Source organism: Arthrobacter sp. B3I9 (assembly GCF_030816935.1).
Lineage (GTDB): Bacteria > Actinomycetota > Actinomycetes > Actinomycetales > Micrococcaceae > Arthrobacter.
In genome coordinates this window covers 1243166-1266764 of the sequence record NZ_JAUSYO010000001.1, presented here as the reverse complement: position 1 = coordinate 1266764, position 23599 = coordinate 1243166, and the positions used below count along the sequence as shown (strand labels likewise).

The 23599-nt window shown below is 65.9% G+C and carries 19 protein-coding genes, 1 tRNA gene and 2 pseudogenes; 8 read left to right on the top strand and 14 right to left on the bottom strand.

Features of this window, described 5'->3' with window-relative positions; translation table 11 throughout:
- Window positions 1-35: 35 nt before the first annotated feature.
- Complete coding sequence (rpoB, locus tag QFZ65_RS05995; protein ID WP_306908970.1) at window positions 36-3554, bottom strand: DNA-directed RNA polymerase subunit beta; 3519 nt, start codon at window positions 3552-3554, stop codon at window positions 36-38.
- 411 nt (window positions 3555-3965) lie between these two features.
- Between rpoB and QFZ65_RS05990 the strand changes: the two genes are divergently transcribed.
- Window positions 3966-5165, top strand: a complete 1200-nt coding sequence (locus tag QFZ65_RS05990) for an acetyl-CoA C-acetyltransferase (protein WP_306908968.1) — start codon at window positions 3966-3968, stop codon at window positions 5163-5165.
- A 7-nt stretch (window positions 5166-5172) separates the two neighbouring features.
- The gene (locus QFZ65_RS05985) at window positions 5173-5691 is read left to right on the top strand and encodes an aminoacyl-tRNA deacylase (protein WP_306908967.1); all 519 of its coding nucleotides are present in this window, start codon (window positions 5173-5175) and stop codon (window positions 5689-5691) included.
- Window positions 5692-5875: 184 nt separating this feature from the next.
- Here the strand turns inward: QFZ65_RS05985 and rplL are convergent, their stop codons facing one another.
- The 9 genes and pseudogenes from rplL to QFZ65_RS05940 form a co-directional block, all read right to left on the bottom strand.
- On the bottom strand, window positions 5876-6253 hold the full coding sequence (rplL, locus tag QFZ65_RS05980) for a 50S ribosomal protein L7/L12 (protein WP_306908965.1): 378 nt from the start codon (window positions 6251-6253) through the stop codon (window positions 5876-5878).
- Between the two features lie 76 nt (window positions 6254-6329).
- The gene (gene rplJ / locus QFZ65_RS05975) at window positions 6330-6953 is read right to left on the bottom strand and encodes a 50S ribosomal protein L10 (protein ID WP_306908963.1); all 624 of its coding nucleotides are present in this window, start codon (window positions 6951-6953) and stop codon (window positions 6330-6332) included.
- Window positions 6954-7272: 319 nt separating this feature from the next.
- On the bottom strand, window positions 7273-8382 hold the full coding sequence (locus tag QFZ65_RS05970; protein ID WP_306908961.1) for a GNAT family N-acetyltransferase: 1110 nt from the start codon (window positions 8380-8382) through the stop codon (window positions 7273-7275).
- 103 nt (window positions 8383-8485) lie between these two features.
- Window positions 8486-9580, bottom strand: a complete 1095-nt coding sequence (locus QFZ65_RS05965; protein WP_306908959.1) for a GNAT family N-acetyltransferase — start codon at window positions 9578-9580, stop codon at window positions 8486-8488.
- A gap of 88 nt (window positions 9581-9668) precedes the next feature.
- Window positions 9669-10376 (bottom strand): 50S ribosomal protein L1, encoded by a 708-nt coding sequence (gene rplA, locus QFZ65_RS05960; protein ID WP_078027250.1) that lies wholly within the window; start codon window positions 10374-10376, stop codon window positions 9669-9671.
- 180 nt (window positions 10377-10556) lie between these two features.
- Window positions 10557-10988, bottom strand: coding sequence for a 50S ribosomal protein L11 (gene rplK / locus QFZ65_RS05955; RefSeq protein ID WP_024365990.1), 432 nt, complete (start codon window positions 10986-10988; stop codon window positions 10557-10559).
- A gap of 129 nt (window positions 10989-11117) precedes the next feature.
- Window positions 11118-11953 (bottom strand): annotated as a pseudogene (gene nusG / locus QFZ65_RS05950) (transcription termination/antitermination protein NusG).
- Window positions 11954-12066: 113 nt separating this feature from the next.
- On the bottom strand, window positions 12067-12351 hold the full coding sequence (gene secE / locus QFZ65_RS05945; protein ID WP_306908950.1) for a preprotein translocase subunit SecE: 285 nt from the start codon (window positions 12349-12351) through the stop codon (window positions 12067-12069).
- Between the two features lie 78 nt (window positions 12352-12429).
- Window positions 12430-12502 (bottom strand) — tRNA-Trp (locus QFZ65_RS05940).
- A 276-nt stretch (window positions 12503-12778) separates the two neighbouring features.
- Between QFZ65_RS05940 and QFZ65_RS05935 the strand changes: the two genes are divergently transcribed.
- Complete coding sequence (locus QFZ65_RS05935; RefSeq protein ID WP_306908948.1) at window positions 12779-13996, top strand: pyridoxal phosphate-dependent aminotransferase; 1218 nt, start codon at window positions 12779-12781, stop codon at window positions 13994-13996.
- Between the two features lie 82 nt (window positions 13997-14078).
- Here QFZ65_RS05935 and QFZ65_RS05930 read toward each other — a convergent pair whose 3' ends face one another.
- Window positions 14079-14753, bottom strand: a complete 675-nt coding sequence (locus QFZ65_RS05930) for a response regulator transcription factor (RefSeq protein ID WP_306908946.1) — start codon at window positions 14751-14753, stop codon at window positions 14079-14081.
- Window positions 14754-14767: 14 nt separating this feature from the next.
- Window positions 14768-16222, bottom strand: a complete 1455-nt coding sequence (locus QFZ65_RS05925) for an ATP-binding protein (protein ID WP_306908944.1) — start codon at window positions 16220-16222, stop codon at window positions 14768-14770.
- A gap of 124 nt (window positions 16223-16346) precedes the next feature.
- On the opposite strand from QFZ65_RS05925, the gene QFZ65_RS05920 reads away from it, so the two are divergent.
- The 5 genes from QFZ65_RS05920 (at window position 16347) to QFZ65_RS05900 (ending at window position 21210) form a co-directional block, all read left to right on the top strand.
- Window positions 16347-17900 (top strand): PspC domain-containing protein, encoded by a 1554-nt coding sequence (locus QFZ65_RS05920; RefSeq protein WP_306908942.1) that lies wholly within the window; start codon window positions 16347-16349, stop codon window positions 17898-17900.
- Between the two features lies 1 nt (window position 17901).
- The gene (locus tag QFZ65_RS05915) at window positions 17902-18198 is read left to right on the top strand and encodes a hypothetical protein (protein WP_306908940.1); all 297 of its coding nucleotides are present in this window, start codon (window positions 17902-17904) and stop codon (window positions 18196-18198) included.
- A 3-nt stretch (window positions 18199-18201) separates the two neighbouring features.
- Entirely contained in the window at window positions 18202-18456 is a 255-nt protein-coding gene (locus QFZ65_RS05910) for a PspC domain-containing protein (protein WP_306908937.1), read from the top strand.
- 184 nt (window positions 18457-18640) lie between these two features.
- Window positions 18641-19666 (top strand): 6-phosphofructokinase, encoded by a 1026-nt coding sequence (locus tag QFZ65_RS05905; protein WP_306908935.1) that lies wholly within the window; start codon window positions 18641-18643, stop codon window positions 19664-19666.
- Window positions 19667-20499: 833 nt separating this feature from the next.
- Window positions 20500-21210, top strand: a complete 711-nt coding sequence (locus tag QFZ65_RS05900; RefSeq protein ID WP_306908933.1) for a GNAT family N-acetyltransferase — start codon at window positions 20500-20502, stop codon at window positions 21208-21210.
- Window positions 21211-21287: 77 nt separating this feature from the next.
- Here the strand turns inward: QFZ65_RS05900 and QFZ65_RS05895 are convergent.
- Both QFZ65_RS05895 and QFZ65_RS05890 read right to left on the bottom strand, forming a co-directional pair.
- A pseudogene (locus tag QFZ65_RS05895) lies at window positions 21288-22814 on the bottom strand (DHA2 family efflux MFS transporter permease subunit); the annotation flags it as partial.
- 74 nt (window positions 22815-22888) lie between these two features.
- Window positions 22889-23452, bottom strand: a complete 564-nt coding sequence (locus QFZ65_RS05890) for a PadR family transcriptional regulator (protein WP_306908931.1) — start codon at window positions 23450-23452, stop codon at window positions 22889-22891.
- Window positions 23453-23599 lie beyond the last annotated feature (147 nt).

Genomic DNA, 23599 nt, shown 5'->3' with positions numbered 1-23599 from the left:
ACGGCGGGTGGTGGCCCGCCGTCGGACATCACCTGCTAGACCTCTTCTACGGAACTGGGCTCTGCACGAGACAGATCGATGCCCAGTTCTTCCGCAGCCGTGAAGACTGCGTCATCAGAGTCACGCATTTCAATTGTGGTTCCGTCCGTGGAAAGCACTTCCACGTTCAGGCACAGCGACTGCATTTCCTTGATCAAGACCTTGAAGGACTCAGGAACACCCGGCTCCGGGATGTTCTCGCCCTTGACGATGGCTTCGTAGACCTTCACGCGACCATGGATGTCATCCGACTTGATCGTGAGGAGTTCCTGGAGCGTGTACGCGGCGCCGTAAGCCTCGAGCGCCCACACTTCCATTTCACCGAAGCGCTGGCCACCGAACTGCGCCTTACCACCCAGCGGCTGCTGCGTGATCATGGAGTACGGACCGGTGGAGCGTGCGTGGATCTTGTCGTCCACCAGGTGGTGGAGCTTCAGGATGTACATGTAGCCGACCGAGATCGGATCCGGGAACGGCTCGCCGGAGCGGCCGTCGAACAAGCGGGTCTTGCCCGAGGAGTTGATCAGGCGGTCGCCGTCGCGGGTGACGTTGGTGGAGTCGAGCAGGCCGGTGATTTCTTCCTCACGGGCACCGTCGAAGACCGGCGTTGCAACAGTGGTCGAGCCACTCTCGCGCGGCAGGTTCGGCAGCTGCTTGACCCACTCGGGCTCGCCTTCGATCTTCCAACCGGTCTTGGCAACCCAGCCGAGGTGCGTTTCGAGCACCTGGCCGACGTTCATACGGCCCGGAACACCCAGCGGGTTCAGGACAATATCAACGGGGGTACCGTCGGCAAGGAAGGGCATGTCCTCGATCGGCAGGATCTTGGAGATGACACCCTTGTTGCCGTGGCGGCCGGCGAGCTTGTCGCCGTCGGTGATCTTGCGCTTGGCGGCGACGTAGACGCGGACCAGCTGGTTCACGCCCGGGGGCAGCTCGTCGTCGTTGTCGCGGTCGAAGACGCGGACACCGATGACGGTGCCGGACTCGCCGTGCGGAACCTTCAGGGAGGTGTCGCGCACTTCGCGGGACTTCTCACCGAAGATGGCGCGCAGCAGGCGCTCTTCCGGAGTCAGTTCGGTTTCACCCTTGGGTGTGACCTTTCCGACCAGGATGTCACCGGCTTCAACCTCGGCACCGATGTGGATGATGCCACGCTCGTCCAGGCCGGCCAGGACTTCCTCGGACACGTTCGGGATGTCACGGGTGATTTCCTCGGCACCAAGCTTGGTGTCGCGGGCATCGATCTCGTGCTCCTCGATGTGGATGGAGGAAAGGACGTCCTCGGCCACGATGCGCTGGGACAGGATGATGGCATCCTCGAAGTTGTGGCCTTCCCATGACATGAATGCCACGAGCAGGTTCCTGCCGAGGGCAAGTTCGCCCTGGTCCGTTGCCGGGCCGTCGGCGATGATGCCGCCGACCTCCAGGCGCTGGCCTTCGCTCACTAGTACGCGGTGGTTGTAGCAGTTGCCCTGGTTGGAGCGGGCGAACTTGTTGATCCGGTAGTTGGTTTCCGTACCGTCGTCGTTGAGCATGATGACCAGCTCAGCGGAGACCTCGGTGACCACGCCTGCCTTCTTCGCGATGACCACGTCACCGGCGTCGACGGCGGCAGCGCGCTCCATGCCGGTACCGACGAACGGTGCCTCGGAACGGACCAGCGGCACGGCCTGGCGCTGCATGTTGGCACCCATCAGTGCGCGGTTAGCATCGTCATGCTCGAGGAACGGGATCAGGGCGGTTGCCACGGACACCATCTGGCGCGGGGAAACGTCCATGAACTCGACGTCGGCGGCGGGAACCAGCACGGGCTCGCCTCCACCACCACGGGCGCGGACCAGGACGGTCTCTTCGGCGAACTTCTTGTTCTCATCCAGCGGGGCGTTGGCCTGTGCGATCAGGACCTCGGCTTCGTCGTCGGCCGTGAGGTACTGGACCTCGTCGGACACGACTCCCTCGGAAACGAGCCGGTACGGCGTCTCGATGAAGCCGAACGGGTTGATCCGTCCGTAGGAAGCCAGCGAACCGATCAGGCCGATGTTCGGGCCTTCAGGAGTTTCGATCGGGCACATGCGTCCGTAGTGGGACGGGTGGACGTCTCGGACTTCCATGCCTGCACGGTCGCGGGACAGACCGCCCGGGCCCAGCGCCGACAGGCGGCGCTTGTGGGTCAGGCCCGACAGCGGGTTGTTCTGGTCCATGAACTGCGAGAGCTGCGAAGTTCCGAAGAACTCCTTGATGGCTGCCACGACGGGGCGGATGTTGATCAGCGTCTGCGGCGTGATGGCCTCGACGTCCTGGGTCGTCATACGCTCGCGGACGACGCGCTCCATGCGGGACAGGCCGGTGCGGACCTGGTTCTCGATGAGCTCGCCGACGGCGCGGATGCGGCGGTTGCCGAAGTGGTCGATGTCATCGATCTCAACGCGCAGCTCGTGGTCCTGGCCATCACGCTTGCCCATGAGGGTCTTCTCACCGGCGTGCAGCGCAACGAGGAACTTGATCATGGCGACGATGTCTTCAACGTGCAGCACGGAGGCTTCCTTGTCACCAAGGGAGCGGTCGATGCCGAGCTTGCGGTTGATCTTGTAGCGGCCAACCTTGGCCAGATCGTAGCGCTTTGAGTTGAAGTACAGGTTGTCCAGCAGGGACTGGGCAGCCTCGACCGTGGGCGGCTCGCCCGGTCGCAGCTTCCGGTAGATGTCCAGCAAGGCGTCCTCGCGGGTTTCGGTGGCGTCCTTCTCCAGCGTTGCGCGCATGGAGTCGTACTGGCCGAACTCTTCGAGGATCTGGCCTTCGGTCCAGCCGAGCGCCTTCAGCAGCACCGTGACGGACTGCTTGCGCTTGCGGTCGAGGCGAACGCCGACCTGGTCGCGCTTGTCGATTTCGAGTTCGAACCAGGCGCCGCGGGACGGGATGATCTTCGCGGTGAAGATGTCCTTGTCGCTGGTCTTGTCGGCGGTGCGCTCGAAGTAGGCGCCCGGGGAACGGACCAGCTGGGAGACGACAACACGCTCGGTGCCGTTGACTACGAAGGTGCCCTTCTCGGTCATCAGCGGGAAGTCACCCATGAACACGGTCTGCTGCTTGATTTCGCCCGTGTTGTTGTTCATGAATTCGGCTTTGACGTACAGCGGAGCCGAGTAGGTTGCGTCCCGGTCCTTGCACTCGGCCATGGTGTACTTCGGGTCAGCGAACTCCGGCTCGGAGAAGCTCAGGGACATGGTGCCCTGGAAGTCCTCGATCGGGGAGATCTCTTCGAAGATGTCGGAAAGACCGGAGGAGGTGGCGACGCTCAGGTCGCCTTCTTCGACGGCCTTCGCAACGCGGGCCTGCCAGCGTTCATTTCCGACCAGCCAGTCGAAGCTGTCCGTTTGCAGGGCAAGCAGATTCGGAACGTCAAGGGGTTCGTGAATCTTTGCGAATGAGAGCCGCCGGGTTGCACCGTCGGTGCTTTCGGCATTGATAGCGGTTGCAGCGTTGTTTACATTAGAGGTGCTCGAGGCGACCAAGAGGGATCCTTCCACAGACCTTCAGGCGTTTTCAGATCTCCCCCGCTATGCACCCTGCGAAAGTGACTCCGCAGTGCTACCAGTCCGGTTCCGCTATATGACCCGGGACCCGCGCTGTCCATGCTGGTGCCGTTGTTGACGGCACATTGATGGCACAGCAGCCAGGCTAAGCCCACCGCAATATGAAGGCTGAAGGTAAACAGGGAAGACGCAAATATCTACGATACGGCAAAGCAACCTACTTGTCTACCCCACTTCCGTTCCGATTGCAAGCACCCCGTCCTGCCGGCACCTCGTCCTGCCAGGCGCTGGACCCTGCCCGCTCCGTGCCGTATGGCACGCCCCGTATGGATAGGTGATCGGCCTCACGATAACCTTGGTTTAACTCGAAAATGATGGGAAGAGAAAACCATGAGCAACTCTGCGGACAACAGCGATGTTGTCATCCTCGGCGCATCCCGCACGCCCCTGGGCCGCCTCAACGGCCAGCTGGCCAGCTTCACGGCCGTGGAGCTCGGCGCCCACGCCATCCGGGCTGCCCTGGCGGCCAGCGGCGTAACGGCCGACCAGGTGGACCACGTCATCATGGGCCAGGTGCTGCAGGCCGGTGCAGGGCAGAACCCCGCCCGCCAGAGCTCCATCGCCGCCGGCATCGGCTGGGACGTCCCCACGGTCACCATCAACAAGGTGTGCCTCTCCGGCCTCACCGCCGTCATCGACGCCGCCCGCATGATCCGCGGCGGCGACGCCACTGTCGTGGTGGCCGGCGGCCAGGAATCCATGACACGCGCACCGCACGTCCTGCCCGGTTCCCGGCAGGGCTGGACCTACGGCGCCGTGCAGGCCCTCGACGTCGCCGCCCACGACGGCCTCACCGATGCCTTCGACGGCCAGTCCATGGGGCTCTCGACGGAGAGCAAGAACTTGACCCTCGGCATCGACCGCGCTTCCCAGGATGAGGTGGCCGCGGCCTCCCACCAGCGTGCGGCCCGTGCCGCCAAGGACGGCCTGTTCGACGACGAGATCGCTCCGATCAGCGTCAAACAGCGCAAGGGCGAGCCGCTTGTCGTAACGACCGATGAGGGCGTCCGCCCCGACACCACGGTGCAGTCACTTGCGGGGCTGCGGGCGGCGTTCGCCACGGACGGGACGATCACTGCGGGCAACGCCTCTCCCCTGTCCGACGGCGCCGCGGCCCTCGTGCTCTCCTCACGGAAGTTCGCCGAGGACAACGGGCTGGAGTACCTCGCCGTGGTCGGCAGGCCCGGGCAGGTCGCAGGCCCGGACAACTCCCTGCACTCCCAGCCTTCCAACGCCATCAAGGACGCCCTGGGCAAGGCCGGCTGGTCCACCGCCGACCTTGACTTCATCGAGATCAACGAGGCCTTCGGCTCCGTCGCCGTCCAGTCCCTCAAGGACCTCGACTACCCGCTGGAGAAGTGCAACCTCCACGGTGGGGCAATCGCGATGGGGCACCCGATCGGTGCCTCCGGTGCCCGGCTGGCGCTGCACGCCGCGCTTGAACTCAAGCGCCGGGGCACCGGCAAGGCGGCGGTCTCCCTCTGCGGCGGTGGCGGCCAGGGCGAGGCCCTCCTGCTGTACCGCGACTAGGCCTGCCATGACGGACAAGCGGGCGGCGGCTGTGTTTCCGGCCGCCGCCGGGTCCGGCCGGGACCGTTTCCTGACCGACGCCGCGGCCCGGGGGCTGGACGTGCGCGTCGTCGAGCGCCCCGCCGTGAACAGCCTTGAAGAGGCGGCGCGGATCCTGGGCATCCGGTCTGGGGACATCGTGAAATCCCTGGTCGTCAAACACAAGGACGGCAGCTTTCTGTTCGCCCTCGTTCCCGGGGACCGCCAGATTTCATGGCCCAAGCTCCGGGCGCTCGTCGGCGTCAACAAGCTGTCACTGCCGGCGGCCGACGTCGCCCTCGCTGCAACCGGCTACGCGCGCGGCACCATCACCCCGCTCGGAAGTACGGTGGCCTGGCCCGTCTACGCGGACCAGAGCATCGCGGGACGGCGGATCTCCATGGGGGCGGGTGAACACGGCTACAGCGCTTTCGTCGATGCCGATGCCCTGACCGCCGCCCTCGACGCCGTCGTCGCCGACATCTCCGACATCTCCGAACCGAACTAGCACGGGCGGGTTAAGTCGGCTGGACTTGCGCCCGCGCGTCCGGCAGCAGCCCCAGCTAAGTCGCAGCAGGTGTCGTTTTGAGCGCTGAAAACGACACGTGCTGCGACCCAGTTGGGTTAAACGCAGGAAACCCCGCCCACCGAAGTGGACGGGGTTTCCCAGGTCTAACCGGAAGTGCGGCGTGTTACTTGAGGGTAACGCGGGCGCCAGCTTCTTCGAGCTGTGCAACAGCCTTCTCGGCAGCTTCCTTGGTGACGCCTTCGAGAACAGCCTTCGGAGCGCTGTCAACCAGGTCCTTGGCTTCCTTGAGGCCCAGGGAAGTGATTGCGCGGACTTCCTTGATCACTGCGATCTTCTTGTCTCCAGCAGCCTCGAGAACGACGTCGAATTCGGTCTTCTCTTCGGCCTCTTCAGCAGCGCCGCCGCCGGCGGGGCCAGCAACAGCAACCGCAGCAGCGGTAACTTCGAAGGTCTCTTCGAAGAGCTTGACGAACTCGGAGAGCTCGATGATGGTCAGTTCCTTGAAAGCTTCAATGAGCTCTTCGTTGGTGAGCTTCGCCATGGTGTGGCGTCCTTCCTATAGTGGTGCTCGGCGGCCTAAGCCTTGCCTTCGCACCGGAGTCTGGTTTGAAAGAGAGTTACTTCTCTTCGGGGGCTGCGGCGTCAGCCGGAGCTTCGGCTTCTACTGCTGCATCTGCTGCGGGAGCCTCGGCCGGAGCCTCAGCGTCGGCCGGAGCTTCTTCAGCGGCGGGCGCTTCGGCAGCGGCCGGTGCACCGTTCTCTTCTTCAAGCTTGAGGCGCAGTGCGTCGATGATGCGTGCAGCGGCGGCAGCAGGAGCCTTGAGGACGCCTGCAACCTTGGCAAGCTGCAGCTCGCGGGACTCGAGTGCTGCCAGGGCGGCAACTTCGCTCGCGTCCAGTGCCTTGCCCTCGAAGTAACCGGTCTTGATAACCAGCTGCTTGTTGGCCTTGGCAAAATCCGTCAGGCTCTTGGCAGCGGCAACTGCGTCACCCTTGATGAACGCGATTGCAGTGGGGCCGGCGAGCTGGTCGTTGAATGCTTCGACACCAGCTTCCTTGGCTGCAATAGCGGTCAGGGTGTTCTTGACGACCGAGAACTTGGTGTCCTGGCCGAGAGAGACACGCAGCTGCTTGAGCTGTGCAACGGTGAGCCCACGGTATTCGGTCAGGACAGCGGCGGTCGATTCCTTGAAATCGTTAGTGATCTCAGCTACTGCTGAAACCTTGCTAGGCGTTGCCATAACCCTCCTTCCGGGGATAGTGCCGGTGTTCCGGGTCCCCGCTCAACAGAGCTAAAACTAAAAACGCCCCGCGCAGATGCACGGGGCTTGTCTCGACGCGGTACAGAACCGCGGAGCTTTGCTTCGTTCACCTGCGCCGGCCGCCCTATGTCAGGGTCCTTCGTCTGGAGATCCACTGTCTCTCCCGGCGCGGCTGCAGAAGTGAGCCTTGCTTGGGGAGAGTGGATTTCCAACAACCGACGGTCTTTGGTCCTCCCAGCTTACGCGACACGGCAGGTGAGTTCCAAATCGAGGGCGCCGGCACCCGTACCTGAGGGGTTCAGCTCTTGCTGGGCCCGAAGTCCGGCAGTTCCTTCTGCCAGATGCCGGTCACGCCCGCGGTGGTGAAGCCCAGCTGCTGGTTGACCGTGAGTAGGTACCGGTTTTCCGGGGCGTTCCAGGTGTAGAGAACCCTCGCGTCGGGGAACTGCTCACTGAGCCGCACCATGTTGGCGACCTTGATCAGCAGGCCGAGTTTGTTGCCGCGGTGCTCCTGGAGGACCACCGTGTCGTCCTGGAAAACGACGTCGGGGCGCAGCGCGAGGACGCTGATGGTAGTGAGGCCCACCAGCTCGCCGGTGGCGACGTGCTCGACGGCGGTGACCACCGTCCGGCGTCCCTGCGCGATGGCGACTTCTTCCGCTTCACGGAGGATGCCGCCGTCGAACACCATGTCCTGCGTCTGCGTCCCCGGCACCCCGTCCTCGCCCGCACGGTTCTCCAGCGCCACCACCGCCTCCAGCCACTGGTCCGGGCATCGGTCTGTCCAGTGGTGCAGGCGGTAGCGGCCCGCGTTCGCGTCCTCCGCCTCCGCCTCAAGCTCGGCGACGAGCTTGGTGTCCAGCGGCAACGTACAGGAACTGAACTTTTCAATGTGCTGCAGGGTGTAGCCGGTGTGCCGTGCGAACTCCACCTCGCGGGTGCCCAGCGGAACGAAGCCCATGCCGCTGCCCGGCACGAGCTGCCCGGCTTCGCTGTCGGCCAGCGAGGCACCCGGGTGGTTTGTGTCGATCAGGATCGTGTGCCTGCCCTCGTCCCGGGCGAGGTGCTCCGCGGCTGCAAGCAGCTGCCGGCCCACGCCCCGGCCCTGGAACTCGGGCAGGATGTCAAGCGTGAATTCGGCGACGTCCAGGTTGTCAGCGAGCGGCAAGGCAATGTCCACGGTCCCGACAATCTCACTGCCGATCCTGGCCACAAGGATGACCTGGCGTTCGTACGGGTCCGCCATCTCCAGGAGCTTTTCCTGCGGAGCGTACGCGAGGTCGTCACTCCCCCAAGTCTGCATGCGCACCTTGCGGCCCACTTCCATGGCGGCCAGGAAGTCGGCGGCATCGGGTCCGTCCACGGCGTCGGGGATCCAGAGCTGTTCAATCCGTACGTCGTCTGCCATAGGGGGCCCCATCCCACATTCCGCAACCACTACGGGTGCCGGAAACCCGGCCTCGGTAGCTCTGACCGCCAGCATATGCCGGTTTGGTCCGCCGTTCCATGGGTCAGCCGGCGATCCTCTGCCATTCACCGTCCCAGCCGGCCGGCCTGAAGCCCAACGCGATGTTGATGGCCAGCATGTGCTGGTTTTCGGCCGCGTTGAACGTGATCACGCGCTCCACCTGCGGGTATTCGGACCGCAGACGCCGCAGGTTGAGGAGCTTCACGAGCATTCCGAGCCGGTATCCCCGGTGGGCCGCGGCCACGAGGGTGTCGTCCTGGTCCGCCAGCGAGGGTTTCGACGGAGTGAGCTGCAGCACCGAGTACGCAGCCAGCGTGCCGCTGGTCCGGTGCCGGGCCACGGCGACGAGGGACAGGATCCCGGCCTGCTTCCACCGGCCCTCAAGGTGCCGGACGCGGGCGGCATCCCAGGTTTCCTCGTCGTAGCTCAGCTCTCCGATCGGCGTGTCAGTGCTCATCCGGGACATCAGGACGGCGAACTCGTCAACGTAAGCCTCCGGGCAGCTGCCCGTCCAGGCCAGGAGCTCATACTCCTCTCCTGCCTTGGTTAGGGCCTCGCGTTCCAGGGGATCCCACGAACCTGCGTGCGCGGCCAGGTCGAGGACGCTGAACCGCTCGACCTGCTCGAGCCGGTAGCCGGCTGCCAGGGCGAACCGGACGCCCCGTGCCGCGTCCGGCAGGGCACCGGCTCCGGTAGCGGGCCGCAGCAGCCCCGGACCCTCGGGCTCGAAATCGGCGGGATGCTCGGTATAGGTCTGCAGAATGGTGCGGCCCTGGGCGGCGGCAAGCTCCTGGGCGTGTTGCAGCAGAGCCCGGCTTATCCCCCGGCCGGTGAACGCCGGCAGCACCTGCACATGGAGGAAGGCGCTGCGGAGGTTCTCCTGGAGTTCGAACCTGATCCAGGAGACGCCCACCATCCGCCCTGCCTGACGGACGAAGAAGACGCGGACCTGCCGGTAGGAATCGCTCCGCCACTCCTGAAGCAAGGCCGCGGACGGCTCGGACCGGTCGAGGTTTCCCCAGATGTCCAGCTGTACGGCGTCGCAGAGTTCCGCCACAGCCAGGAAGTCACCGGCCTCGGGAGAATCGAGCGTTGCCGGCAGGACCAGCGGTTCGATGCGGTACGGCGCTGTAGTCACCGGGACAGCCTAACCGGGAGGCGGAACGCGCAAAAGACCGCCCCGCAGTTGCGGGACGGTCTTTTTCGCTGCTTGGGCTTGTCGAGGATTAGACCTCGGTCAGGACCTTGGTGACGTTGGGATCAACGCTGATGCCCGGACCAAACGTGGTGGCAACGGTGGCCTTCTGGATGTAGCGGCCCTTCGAAGCGGAGGGCTTGAGGCGCAGGACCTCTTCCAGGGCGGCTGCGTAGTTCTCAGCCAGTTTGACGGCGTCGAACGAAACCTTGCCGATGATGAAGTGCAGGTTCGAGTGCTTGTCGACGCGGAAGTCGATCTTGCCGCCCTTGATGTCGTTGACGGCCTTGGCGACGTCAGCGGTCACGGTGCCGGTCTTCGGGTTCGGCATCAGGTTACGCGGACCCAGGACCTTGCCGAGGCGGCCAACCTTGCCCATGAGGTCAGGGGTGGCGACGGCGGAATCGAAGTCGGTCCAGCCGGCTGCGATCTTTTCGATCAGGTCATCGGAACCAACGAAGTCGGCGCCGGCAGCGATTGCTGCTTCGGCCTTGTCGCCCGTTGCGAAGACGAGGACGCGGGCAACCTTACCGGTGCCGTGCGGCAGGTTGACGGTGCCGCGGACCATCTGGTCAGCCTTGCGCGGGTCAACGCCGAGGCGGAAAGCGACCTCAACGGTGGCGTCGAACTTGGACGGGTTGGTGTCCTTGGCCAGCGTCACTGCCTCGAACGGCGCGTAGAACTTCTCCGCGTCGATCTTGGCTGCGGCTGCCTCATATGCTTTGCTGCGCTTTGCCATGCTGCTTATTTCTCCTTGTGCAGTTGTGGTCTGCGGACCGCGCTGGGCCCTGCCACAGTCGGGATTCCGGCTGGTGTGTCCGGGTTCCCGACATTTTCAATGTTTAGGTGTGCCGGTTGCCCGGCGGTGCTGATCGGCGTCGTGAGCGGTTTCCCGCACCCGCGCTTCAGCGGTGGGGAATTAACCCTCGACGGTGATACCCATGGAACGGGCGGTACCGGCGATGATCTTCGCGGCGCCTTCGAGGCTCGTGGCGTTGAGGTCTTCCATCTTGGTGGTGGCGATCTCGTTGACCTGGGCCTGGGTCAGCTTTGCAACCTTGACGGTGTGCGGGGTGGGCGAACCCTTGGCGACGCCTGCAGCCTTCTTGATGAGTTCTGCAGCGGGCGGGGTCTTGGTGATGAACGTGAATGAACGGTCCTCGTAGACCGTGATCTCAACCGGAATAACGTTGCCGCGCTGGGCTTCCGTCGCAGCGTTGTACGCCTTGCAGAATTCCATGATGTTGACACCGTGCTGGCCAAGCGCAGGACCGATCGGCGGGGCCGGGTTAGCGGCACCTGCCTGGATCTGCAGCTTGATGAGGCCGGTGACCTTCTTCTTGGGAGCCAATGTAGGTCCTTCTCTCAAATACGTCCTGGGACACAGGAGCGTGCCTCAGGTTGGTGGCCGCCATGGCGAGGCGGCCGGCCGCCCCTGGACTGCTAAGCGGGCAGCCCGGGGCGAATTCTGTGGGGAAAGCTAGATCTTGCTGACCTGGTTGAACGCCAGCGTGACCGGGGTTTCGCGCTCGAAGATGGAGACCAGCACCACGAGGGTCTGGGAGTCCACCTTGATCTCGGAGATCGTGGCAGGAAGCGTCTCGAAGGGGCCTTCCTTGACGATGACCGATTCTCTCCGACCTCGAAATCGACGTCGATCTGGGCGGCGGCGTGCTTGACGGGCTTGCCCTTCTCGGCCTGCTCTTCTTCGAAGACCGGCGCGAGCATGGAGAAGACCTCGTCGAGGCGCAGCGGAACCGGGTTGTGGGCGTTGCCCACGAAGCCGGTGACACCGGGAGTGTGGCGGACCGCGCCCCAGGAGGCGTCGGTCAGGTCCATGCGGACGAGGACGTAGCCGGGGATCCGGACACGGTTGATGACCTTGCGCTGAGCGTTCTTGATCTCAACGACTTCCTCCATCGGGACCTGGATCTCGAAGATGTAATCTTCCATGTCCAGGGTCTGGATGCGGGTCTCAAGGTTGGCCTTGACGCGGTTTTCGTAGCCGGCGTAGGAGTGAATGACGTACCAGTCACCCTCCTGGCGGCGCAGCTTGGCCTTGAACTCGTCGGCCGGGTCCACGGCGGCGGAAGCAGCGGCGGCGGCGAGGGCGTCACCGGACTCGCCTGCCTCTGACTCGTCGGCGGATGCGCCGGCGTCTTCGGCTTCTTCGTCGGTTACGGCCTCTGCGTCTGCCTCGGCGACGTCGGATTCGGGCGCAGCGGAGACAGCCTCGGACTCGTCCCCGGCTTCCACCGCGGCGTCCTGGCTCTTATCCAGCTCAGTCTCAGTTACCTCGAGCTCCTGCTCAGACACTTGGTCTCCTGCTTCCTCATTGCCTTACATGCCTATTTAAATGACTCAATTCCGCACACCCCGGGGACGCGCCGGAATTCCGGGTCATCCACGCGGTCTGCGGACCGGTCGCGTTAGCGGTCCGTGGGAGCCGTGCCGCCGAAGACCCAGCTCACTCCGGTCCCGAAGGCCAGGTCCAGCAGGGTGACGATGAGCATCATGATGGCCACGAACACCAGCACCACGAGTGTGTAGTTGATCAATTCCTTGCGGGTCGGTGCAACGACCTTCTTCAGTTCGCCGATTACCTGGCGGACGAAGAGCGCAATTCGAGCGAAGAAGCCTGCCTTGGCGGCATTCTTGGCGGGGCGGCCTTTGGAGCTGCTGGCAGCTGTTTCGGTCACCTGATCCTCACTCATCCTCGCAAAGTCGGATACCCGGCTCTGAAATGAACCATGGTTGCTGCGCTGGTTCCGGTTTACCCGGAACAGCTTGCGCAGGGCAGACAGGACTCGAACCTGCAACCTGCGGTTTTGGAGACCGCTGCGCTACCAATTGCGCCACTACCCTAGGTGGATTGAAACCCGTCTGACGCCGTTTCCCCAGGCTTTCCTGAGGCGCAAGCCATCATCGTGTTTTCAACACCGAAGAACCAGTCTACGCAACAACTGCGCCTACGTCGAACCGGGCTCTCCCGGACCCCCGACGGACCACCGGAAACCAACTGACTGCGTGCAGTCACATTTGCTCTCCGGCACTCCGGGCGATCCGCTGAACAGCATAGAGTAGGTTCCGTCGAATCCCCCAAACCAGCCCTCCAGCTGCAAGCGAAGAATGGACCCGCCCATGCCTGCCGCCCGCATTTCACAGCGCATCTCTGCCATTGCCGAATCCGCCACACTGGCCGTCGATGCCAAGGCGAAGGCTCTGAAGGCGGCCGGCCGGCCGGTCATCGGCTTCGGGGCCGGGGAACCGGACTTCCCGACTCCCGGGTACATCGTGCAGGCCGCAATCGACGCCGCCAGCCAGCCGAAGTACCACCGCTACTCCCCCGCGGGGGGCCTGCCCGAACTCAAGCAGGCCATTGCGGACAAGACATTGCGGGATTCCGGCTACAAGGCGGAGGCCGCCCAGGTCCTGGTGACCAATGGCGGCAAGCAGGCCGTGTACAACACCTTCGCCACGCTGCTGGATCCGGGCGACGAGGTCATCGTCCCCACCCCCTTCTGGACCACCTACCCCGAGGCCATCCGCCTCGCCGGCGGCGTGCCGGTGGAGGTGTTCGCCGGACCTGAGCAGGAATACCTGGTCACGGTGGAGCAGCTTGACGCCGCTGTCACGGACCGCACCAAGATCCTCCTGTTCGTCTCCCCGTCCAACCCCACCGGCGCCGTCTACTCTCCGGAGCAGGTCAAGGAGATCGGCCAGTGGGCAGCCGCAAAGGGCCTGTGGGTGGTCACCGATGAGATCTACGAGCACCTGACGTACGACGGCGTGCCGTTCACCTCCATCGCCACCGCCGTCCCGGAGCTGGGCGACAAGGTGGTCATCCTCAACGGCGTCGCCAAGACGTACGCCATGACCGGCTGGCGGGTGGGCTGGATGATCGGTCCGGCCGACGTCATCAAGGCCGCGACCAACCTGCAGTCCCACGCCACCTCCAACGTCTCGAACATCCCCCAGGTCGCCGCCATTGCCGCCGTGTCCGGCCCGCTGACGGCGGTGGACGAGATGAAGGTCGCCTTCGACCGCCGCCGCAAGGCGATCGTGGCTGGCCTGAACGCCATCGAGGGCGTTGAATGCCCGACGCCGAAGGGTGCCTTCTACGTCTACGCGGACGTCCGTGCACTGCTGGGCAAGGAACTGCCGTCCGCCAGCGGACCGGTCCGGCCGGCGACCTCGGCCGAGCTGGCCGCACTGATCCTGGACGAGGTGGAGGTGGCGGTCGTTCCGGGTGAGGCCTTCGGCCCGTCCGGCTACCTCCGCCTGTCCTATGCGCTCGGCGACGAGGACCTGGCCACCGGCGTTGCCCGCTTGCAGGACTTCCTCGGCAAGGCCAAGTAACCCCTGTACCACTCCGATGCGCTATCACTTATGGTCCCCAAAATGGAGTTTTAGGGACCGTATCTGATAGCGCATCTTTAGGCTAAAGCAGGCGCCGCTCGGCTGCCCAGCGGGTCAGTTCATGCCGGCTGGAGAGCTGGAGTTTGCGGAGCACGGCCGATACGTGGGTCTCGACGGTCTTGATCGAGATGAACAGCTCCTTGGCGACTTCCTTGTAGCTGTAGCCTCGGGCGATCAGCCGCATCACCTCGAGTTCGCGGGCGGAAAGCCGGTCCAGCTCGTCGTCGGCGATCTCCGCCGGAGCGGTGCCGAAAGCATCGAGCACAAAACCCGCCAGCCGGGGCGAGAAGACGGCGTCGCCGCCCGCCACCCGGCGCACGGCGTCGGAAATTTCGGCACCCGAGATGGTCTTGGTGACATACCCCCGCGCTCCGGCGCGGATGACCGACACGACATCCTCGGCGGCGTCGGAGACGCTCAGGGCAAGGAACCGGGTCTCCCCCAAAAGGGGTGCGGAACCGGCGATGACCTCCCGCCCGCCGCCGCCAAGGCCGCCGGGCAGATGGACATCCAGTAGCACGACGTCGGGGCGCGCCGCGCCGATGACGGCGATGGCTTCTTCGACCGTCCCGGCTTCGGCCGCGACGACGATGGCCGGGTCCAGGTCCGCTTTCAACCCGGAACGGAAGATCGCGTGGTCATCCACGATCACGACCCGGATGGCCCGCGCCGGGCTTCCGGTACCTGCGTTGCTCACAGTATCTGCCCTGTTCACAGTTTTACCTCTCCGTTGTCCGCGGCGCCCGAGGGGGCGGAAGAGCCGGCGGCAAGCGGCAACCTGAGCCGCACCTCGGTGCCGTCCGGGTTGCTGATGATCACGGCCGTGCCGCCATGCCGGTTCATCCGCCCGATGATCGATTCACGGATGCCCAGCCGGTCCGCGGGGACGGAGTCGGGAACGAATCCTGGTCCGCGGTCCTTGACGAAGACTTCGGCAGCGCCGTCTGTGACTTCGAGGTAGACCGATACGGCGCCGCCGCCGTGGCGGGAAGCGTTCAACATCGCTTCACGGGCAGCCTGCACCAAGGCCTCGTGCCGTTCGGTCATGGCACAGTCCCCCACGCTGACCACCTCAACGGCCTGGCCCAGGGCATCCTCCACCTCCGCGGCGGCTGCCTTAATGCCTTCGGACAGCTGCCCTGCCTCCTTGTCGGGGTCCCGGTACAGCCAGCCCCGCAGCTCGCGTTCCTGGGCCCGGGCCAGCCGGACGACGTCGTGCTCGTTGCCTGCGCGCCGCTGGATCAGGGCCAGGGTCTGGAGGACGGAGTCGTGCAGGTGGGCGGCGATCTCAGCGCGTTCGGTGGCGCGGACCCGGCCGGAGCGTTCCGCTTCCAGGTCCCGCCAGAACTTCAGCCCCCAGGGAAGCAGCACAAGGGCAACGCCGCCCAGCACCGCCACGGAGGCCAGCAACGCGAGCCAGGTCTGCTCCCAGGAACCCGAGCCGGACACCATCACCAGCACTCCGGCGACCACCAGCGCCAGTCCGGCTGCGAGCCTGGCCCAGCCTCCGGCCTGGTCCGCTTTGGTCTTGTCCACGAGGCCTGCGCGCCGGGTCTCGTCAAGCTGCATCCAGGCAATCGCGGCGCCGCCGAGAATGGCGGCCACCGGGATCAGGGTCCCCAGTGGTACGTCCAGACCCGCCAGCCGTGCGATCAGGATCCCCGCGGCCAGCAACAGCCCCGAGCCCAACAGGATCTCCTTGCCGTACGGCACGGTCCGGGCGCGGGATGACCAGGACGCCGTTGCCGTGGCCGGTGCCTGGCCGGGTGCCTCGCCGGGTGCCTGGTCTGCCGCAGGAATGTCCTGCGTCCCGCGGTCCACCGGAAAACCTGGTTCCAGCAAGCCAGCCGGCGAATCGAGGGACCCCGGGTAACGGCCCGGGAAGCCATCCGCATCCGGTCCGCCGAACGGCGCGCTCACCGCGGGGGCGATGGGCGACGCCGGCCGGCGGGCATTGCGCCGGGCGCTTTCGTCGGCGGTGGGCACCATGATCCACAACCAGGCATAGAAGACCACGCCCGCGCCGCCGGCGAGCGCTGCCACCGCCATGCCGATCCGGACCGTCCGCACCGGCCAGCCCAGGTGACGGGCGAGTCCGGCGCAGACGCCGGCTATCACACGGTCACCGCCGCGGACCAGCGGCGGACGGGAAACGGCGGTTGTCATGCCTCAATCCAAGCACGGATCAGGGTTGCCCGGACGTGTTTGCGGCCCTAACCAGGGCTGAGTCAGGGACAGTTCAGGGTGTTCCCCGGTAGAGCGCTGCTGCGGCAACGGGGAGGATCGAAGTATGAATCCGCACACCCCGCACCCCGATGAAAACCAGGACCCGTCCAGCCCCGCACCGGGCAGTGGATCCTCTGCAGTTCCTGCGTCCGGCGAGGAATCTCCGGACGCCGCTTCGGCCGGCACATCGCCCACCGTCCCGTTGGATGTGCCGGCCGGTGCCGGCGCGGAAGGCGGCACTCTTCCCCCGCCCCCGCCGCCTCCCCCGCCGTACTACGGCAACACACCTGCGCCGGGCGGCGCCCGCTCACAGTCATTTTTCGAGTGGGTCAGGAGCCAGCGGATTTACCGCGGACGGGACCGGTGGGTGGGTGGCGTTGCCAGCGGCATTGCGCACCGGCTCGGCGTCGACCCGCTGATCGTCCGCGGCATCTTCATTGTCCTGGCCATCTTCGCCGGCGTCGGCGTGCTTTTGTACGGCCTCGCCTGGGCATTGCTCCCGGAACCCGACGGCCGGATCCACCTGCAGGAAGCCGGTGCAGGGCGGTGGAGCGGCGGGATGACCGGCGCCTTGGTCACTTCCCTCATCGGCCTGCCCGGCTTGGGCAGCGGCGTGTGGGGATGGGACCGGCACGGCTTCGGAGGCTTCCTCTGGACCGTCTTCTGGCTGGTCGGCATCGGCTACCTCGTCTACTACCTCGTCCGGCGCAGCAACAGAACACCCGACGGAGCTCCATCGATGGCCTACGCCCACCCCGGCGGCCCCGTGAGTGGGGCGGAAACGGCCGGGCGGGCGCACGCGGCCCAGCAGGAACCGACCGCAAGCTTCGCCAGCGCGCCGTACGCAAGCACACCGTACGCAAGCACGCCGTATGCCGGCACCTTACCCGGCCCCGGCTGGGGTGCCGCCCCGCCGTCAGGCACGACTCCACCGCCCGGTAGCCCTTACCGTCCCGTTCCCGGCGGCCCGGTCCCGCCGGCCAAGCCCCGCAACCTTGGCCCCGGCGCCCCGGCCGTGGCCGTCACGGCGGGGGCTGCCCTCCTCGTCGGCGGCGGCCTCAAAGCGCTCGACGCCGCCAACGTCGTCGACCTCGGGAACTCGAGCACCGCGATCGTTTGGGCCAGTGCGGCAGCTGTCCTGGGCCTCGGGATCCTCGTCGCAGGCCTCCGGGGGCGTACGGCGGGAATCCTCGGCTTCTTCGCCGTAGTAGCCCTGATTATCGGCAGCGTCTTCAACAGCATTCCGAACGGCGACAGGTTCCGCTTCCAGGACGCTGACTGGTCCCCGGCCAGCATCGAGCAGGCCCGGAGCGGGTTTGAGATCACCGGCGGCAGGGGGACGGTTGACCTCACCCAGCTGGCCCTTACCCCGCCGCTCACGTCCGACGTCGCCGTTCCTCTCGACGTAACGGCGAGCAACGTGACCGTCCTCATCCCGCGCACCGTGCCCGTGCAAATCCAGACGGACATGACCATGGGCAACCTCAATGAGGGCGGCCGGAGCCACGGCGGCATGACCACCCAGCAAAACGACTACAACACCGGCCAGCCCGGCGCACGGCTGATCCTCCGGATCTCCGGCACCTTCAGCAACGTGACCATCCAGGAAGGAAACTGACATGAGCAGCTCTGAATACCCGACGGGCGGCTCCGCCAGGAACACACCGGCCACTCCCCGGACCGCCGGCGGCCCGGAGCAACCGGCAAGCCCGCCGGCCCGCGTGGGGACCATCGTCTGGGGGCTGATCGTGCTGGCCCTCGCCGCTCTGATCATTGTTGCCCGGCTTGGCCTGGTGGACCTGAACGGAAGCTACGTCCTGATCGGGCTGATGCTCGGCGCCGGGGCAGCGCTCGTGGTCGGCGGGCTCATTTCGGCCCGCGGGCGTGACAAAAAATCTTCGACAGGGAAGTCTTAAACCATGGAAAAATTCTTCAGCATCGTCAGGGGCCTCGGCCTGCAACGTGGTCCGGAGCGCTGGCTGGGCGGGGTCTGCGGCGGTATCGCGGCCAAGCTGAACGTCGACGTCGCATTTGTCCGGATCGCGTTCCTGCTCCTCGCCCTGTTGCCCGGACCGGCTTTCATCTTCTACCTCGCGGCCTGGCTGATCCTTCCGGACCAGCGCAACGCCATCGTCCTGCAGTCCTTCCTGGAGAACAGGTCGCGCCGGCCCTGAACCGACCCCCGGCGCCCGACCGACCGGAAGCGCCCGCAGCACCCCGGAGTGCCCCCGCCCCTCCGGCGGGGGCACTCCTCTTGGTAACCGTTTGTGTCCTGCCCCACATACGCCATTAGACTCTAGGGTGAGCTCAGCGTGGCGCTCTGCCGGTACCCCTTCACACCAGGATTTGAGCAGAGACATGAAAATTGGAATCCTCACCAGCGGCGGAGACTGCCCGGGGCTGAACGCCGTCATCCGTGGCGCCGTCCTCAAGGGCATCGCCGTCCACGGCCACGAGTTCGTGGGATTCCTGGACGGCTGGCGCGGCGTCGTCGAAGCCGACGTCATTGACATCCCCCGCACCATGGTCCGCGGAATCGCCAAACAGGGCGGCACCATCCTGGGTACCTCCCGCACCAACCCCTTTGAGAACAACGGTGGCCCCGACGTCATCAAGGCGAACATGGAACGCCTCGGTCTCGACGCCATGATCGCCATCGGCGGCGAGGGAACCCTGGCCGCCGCGAAACGGCTCACGGACGCCGGGCTCAAGATCGTGGGAGTCCCCAAAACGGTCGACAACGACCTCGACGCCACCGACTACACCTTCGGTTTCGACACCGCCGTGGAAATCGCCACCGAGGCGATCGACCGGCTCCGCACCACCGGAGAATCCCACCACCGCTGCATGATTGCCGAGGTCATGGGCCGCCACGTGGGCTGGATCGCGCTGCACGCCGGCATGGCCTCCGGCGCCCACGCCATTCTCATCCCGGAGCAGAAAGCCTCGATGGACCAGATCGCGGACTGGGTCCGATCGGCCCACGACCGTGGCCGTGCACCCCTCGTGGTGGTCGCTGAAGGCTTCGTCCCGGACGGTCAGGAGGCTCCGCACTCCGAACGCGGCCTCGACACCTTCGGCCGCCCGCGCCTCGGTGGCATCGCCGAATTGCTCGCCCCGGAACTCGAGGCCATGACTGGCATCGAAACCCGCGCCACGGTCCTTGGCCACATCCAGCGCGGCGGCGTACCGACGGCGTTCGACCGGGTCCTCGCCACCCGCCTGGGCATGGCTGCCATCGACTCGGTCGTCGAGGAACGCTGGGGCACCATGGTTTCGCTCAACGGGACCGACATTGTCCACGTCGGCTTCGACGCAGCCCTTGGCAACCTGAAGGCGGTTCCGCAGCACCGCTACGACGAGGCGGCGGTCCTCTTCGGCTGAGCCCGTCCCGCTCCGAGAAGAAGCCGCGAACAGCGCACTTCCTCGGGGCGGTCGGGGACCAGTTCAGTCTGACGAGTGGACATGTCCCACTTTCATCCCCTTCGCCGAGGGACATGCTCCTCGCCTTCACGGCCCAATGCGCATAGTGGGGTTGTGTCCATTCCTGGGCACGAAGACTGAGCATGTTCCTCGCCTCTGGCCCTGGACTGGGCATGTCCGGCGTACCCACTTTTGGCTGGGCATGTCCGGCTCTACTCCCGTTCGCCGAGGGACATGCTCCCCGCCTTCACCGCCCAATGGGCATAGTGGGGTTATGTCCATTCCTGGGCACGAGGACTGAGCATGTCCCTCGCACCGGGCAACTTGGATTGGACATGCCCCTCGCACCTGGCCCTGGACTGGGCATGTCCCTCTCACCTGGGCACTTGGATTGGACATGCCCCTCGCACCTGGCCCTGGACTGGGCATGTCCCTCTCACCTGGGCACTTGGATTGGACATGCCCCTCGCTTCCGGGCCGCTGGAGCCCGGCATGTCCCTCTCACCTGGGCACTTGGATTGGACATGCCCCTCGCACCTGGCCCTGGACTGGGCATGTCCCTCGCACCTGGCCCTGGACTGGGCATGTCCCTCTCACCTGGGCACTTGGATTGGACATGCCCCTCGCACCTGGGCACTTGGATTGGACATGCCCCTCGCACCTGGCCCTGGACTGGGCATGCCCCTCGCACCTGGGCACTTGGATTGGACATGCCCCTCGCTTCCGGGCCGCTGGAGCCCGAGGCAGCAGCCCTCTTCCGCTGAGCCGTGGCCGGCGGTGGGTAGGGTTGAGGCATGAGTCTTGAGCCCGGTTCCGCTGACATTATCCAGCTCGCGTGGGCGCGCAATCTGGGATTCGACGACGGCGACTTCGCCGCGTCCGCCGGCAGGCGCCTCACCCGGGCTGATGAGTCCCGGCGTACGGTCGACTTCATCCGCCTGTTCGGGAACTCGGCCCTGGTGGGCCCGCAGTGGGCGCTCGATGCCGCCGCCGGGCTGCCCGACGAAGAGCTCGCACAGCACGTCACCCTCTTGACCATCACCCGGAACCACGGCGGGCACGGGCTTGGCGCAGCGGCACTCTTCTTCGCGGACGATCTGCCCCTGGCGCAGCCCTCAGAGGACCTGACCGTCTCCCACGGCAACCCGGAAGCGGTCGAACTCGAAGCGGCCTGTCCACCGGATGATGTCAACGAAGTGGGCCTGTCAGAGCTCGAGCACCGGTTTACGATTCTGCACTTGGAGGACGGCCGCAGGACGCCGGTGGCGTGCGGTGCCTACACAGAATGGGAAGGGATCCTGGCGCACATGGGCGTGCTGGTCGCTCCTGAGTGGCGGCGCCAGGGGCTGGGCTCGCTGGCTGCCTCAATCGCCGCCCACGAGGCACTCACATCCGGCCTGACGCTGCAGTGGCGCTCCGATGTCAGCAACAAGGGTTCCCTGGCGATCGCCAGGAGCCTCGGCTTCGCCGCCGGCGGCATCCAGACCAGCGTCCTGCTGGGCTGATCCGGATGCCGGGCGCGCCAGCCAGCGCCGGACGCCGGGCGCCAGCGCCAGCCCCACCAACGTCGCCAGCGCCGCCTGGCAGCCTGTTCCCCCGGTGAGGCCGCGCCTTCCGGTCGCTGACCCGGAGCGGCACCCCAGTTTTGCGCCGGCTGGGGTTTGGCGAAGAACAGGGCCACCGCCGCGCCGAGCAGGATGACGGCTGCCGGCAGCAGGATGGACTGGCCCATCGCCGTCGAGAATCCCGCGTGCAGGGCCTCAGGCAGGCTTCCGCCGAACGACATCGGGCTCGCCTCGCCCGAGCTGGCCGCGCCCCCCGGTGCTGCCGGGAGTTCCGCCGCGAGCCGTGCCTGAATCAGGACCGCGATGGCGGCGCTGCCCAGCACGGCTCCGATCTGGCGGGTTGTGTTGTAGACGCCTGCACCGGCTCCGGCCTGGCGGGGCGGGAGGTTCCGGGTGGCGGTGGTGCTCAGCGGCGCCCAGATTCCGGCGTTGGCAAAGCCAAGTACGGCGCTGGGCAGCAGGAACAGCCAGATCGGCGTGTCCGGGTGCATCAGGGAGGCGTTCCAGAACAGCGCCACGGACATCAGGACCAGCCCGGTTGCCGTGATGTACTTCGGGTTGACGCGGTCGATGATCTTGCCGACCACGGGGGCGAGTCCGCCCGAGATGACGGCCATCGGAACCATCATCAGCGCGGACTGGGTCGGCGTGAGGCCGCGGACGATCTGGTAGTAGAAGATCAGCGGCAGGCTGAAGGCGGTCACCGTAAAACCGACGGTCGTGATGCCGATGTTGGCAAGGGAGAAGTTCCGGTCCCGGAAGAGGGAAAGCGGAAGCAGGGGCTCGCCCTTGTTGTACCGCTGCCACACCACGAAGCCGGCCAGAACCACGAGGCCGCAGATGATGAGGCCCCAGACGGTGATCGGCCCTGTGATGGTCCCCCAGTCATAGGTCTCGCCCTCCTGGATGCCGAAGACCAGCAGGAAGAGGCCGACGGCGCTGAGCAGCACCCCGGGAATGTCGAATTTGTGCGGGTGCGTGGTCAGTGCAGGCACGAAGCGCAAGGCGAGGACGAAACCGGTGATACCCACCGGGACGTTGATGAAGAAGATCCATTGCCAGCCGAGCCCGTCCACCAGGACGCCGCCGAGGATCGGGCCCACGAGGGTGGCGACGCCTGCCGTTGCACCCCAGATGCCCATTGCGGCGCCGCGGCGGTCCGGCGGGAAGATGCGGGTGATAACGGCCATCGTCTGCGGTGTCATCATTGCCGCGCCGAACCCCTGGAGGACCCGTGCGACGATGAGTGTCTGCACGTCGCCGGAGAGGCCGCACCAGAGCGAGGCAAGGGTGAAGACCACCAGCCCGCTCAGGTAGAGCTTCTTGGGGCCGAAGCGGTCACCCAGCCTGCCGGTGATCAGCAGCGGAACGGCGTAGGCGAGCAGATAGGCGCTGGTCACCCAGATCACCGAGTTGATGTCGGCATTGAGGCCTTCCATGATCCGCGGGTTGGCCACCGAAACGATGGTGGTGTCGATCAGGATCATGAAGAAGCCGATCACCAGGGACCAGAGTGCCGGCCACGGCCTGGCTACGTTTTCCATAGGGTTCCTTAAGGTGCTGGTGGGATTGGTTGGTGGGAATAAGTGATGGGGGGCGGCCCGGTCCGGGAATGCCGTCACCAGGACAGCCGGCCGGTGCCGAGCTCGTCCTGCAGGCCCTGGATCCAGCCGATCTCGGCGCCGAGCATCGTTTGCTGGTACTCCAGGTCGATCAAGTACTTGCGGTCGACCCCTTTGGCCCGCACCTTCTCCTGGGAGGCGATGAGCAGCTTCCGCTGCCCCTCCAGTTCGCTGAGGCGGCGGTCAAGCAGTTCGACGACGACGCCGGCCGGCAGGTTGTACGCCTCGGACACCGCCAGCGGGAAGGCAGGGTACTCGTTCACCGGCACGGCGAGCATGTCCTGGATCCACCGGGTCAGCGCTTCCCGGCCGGCCGGGGAGACTTTGTACGTGGTCCGTTCCGGACGGTTGCCCTCGCGGTCCGTTCCGGTGGCTTCAACGAGCCCCTGCTCTTCCAGCCGGCCCACGGCGTGGTAGAGGGTGCCGGGGCGGACCTTGACGAGCCGGTCCTCATGCCGGGCCACCAGCAGCTGGTACATCTCATAAGGGTGCATGGGCTCTTCGACCAGCAGGGAGAGTGCGGCTACGCCCAGAGGGGTCAGGGTCGCGGCTCGGGCCATGGTGCGGTCATCCTTTTCCACTGGTGGACGCGGCTTCCACGCGCTGGACGGGGCGCTCCCGGCGCCGCGTGGTGTCCCTCGGCGGGACACCTATTCCACGAGAACTATTCCACATGGAATATTGACACGCAAGGCGACGAGGAACAT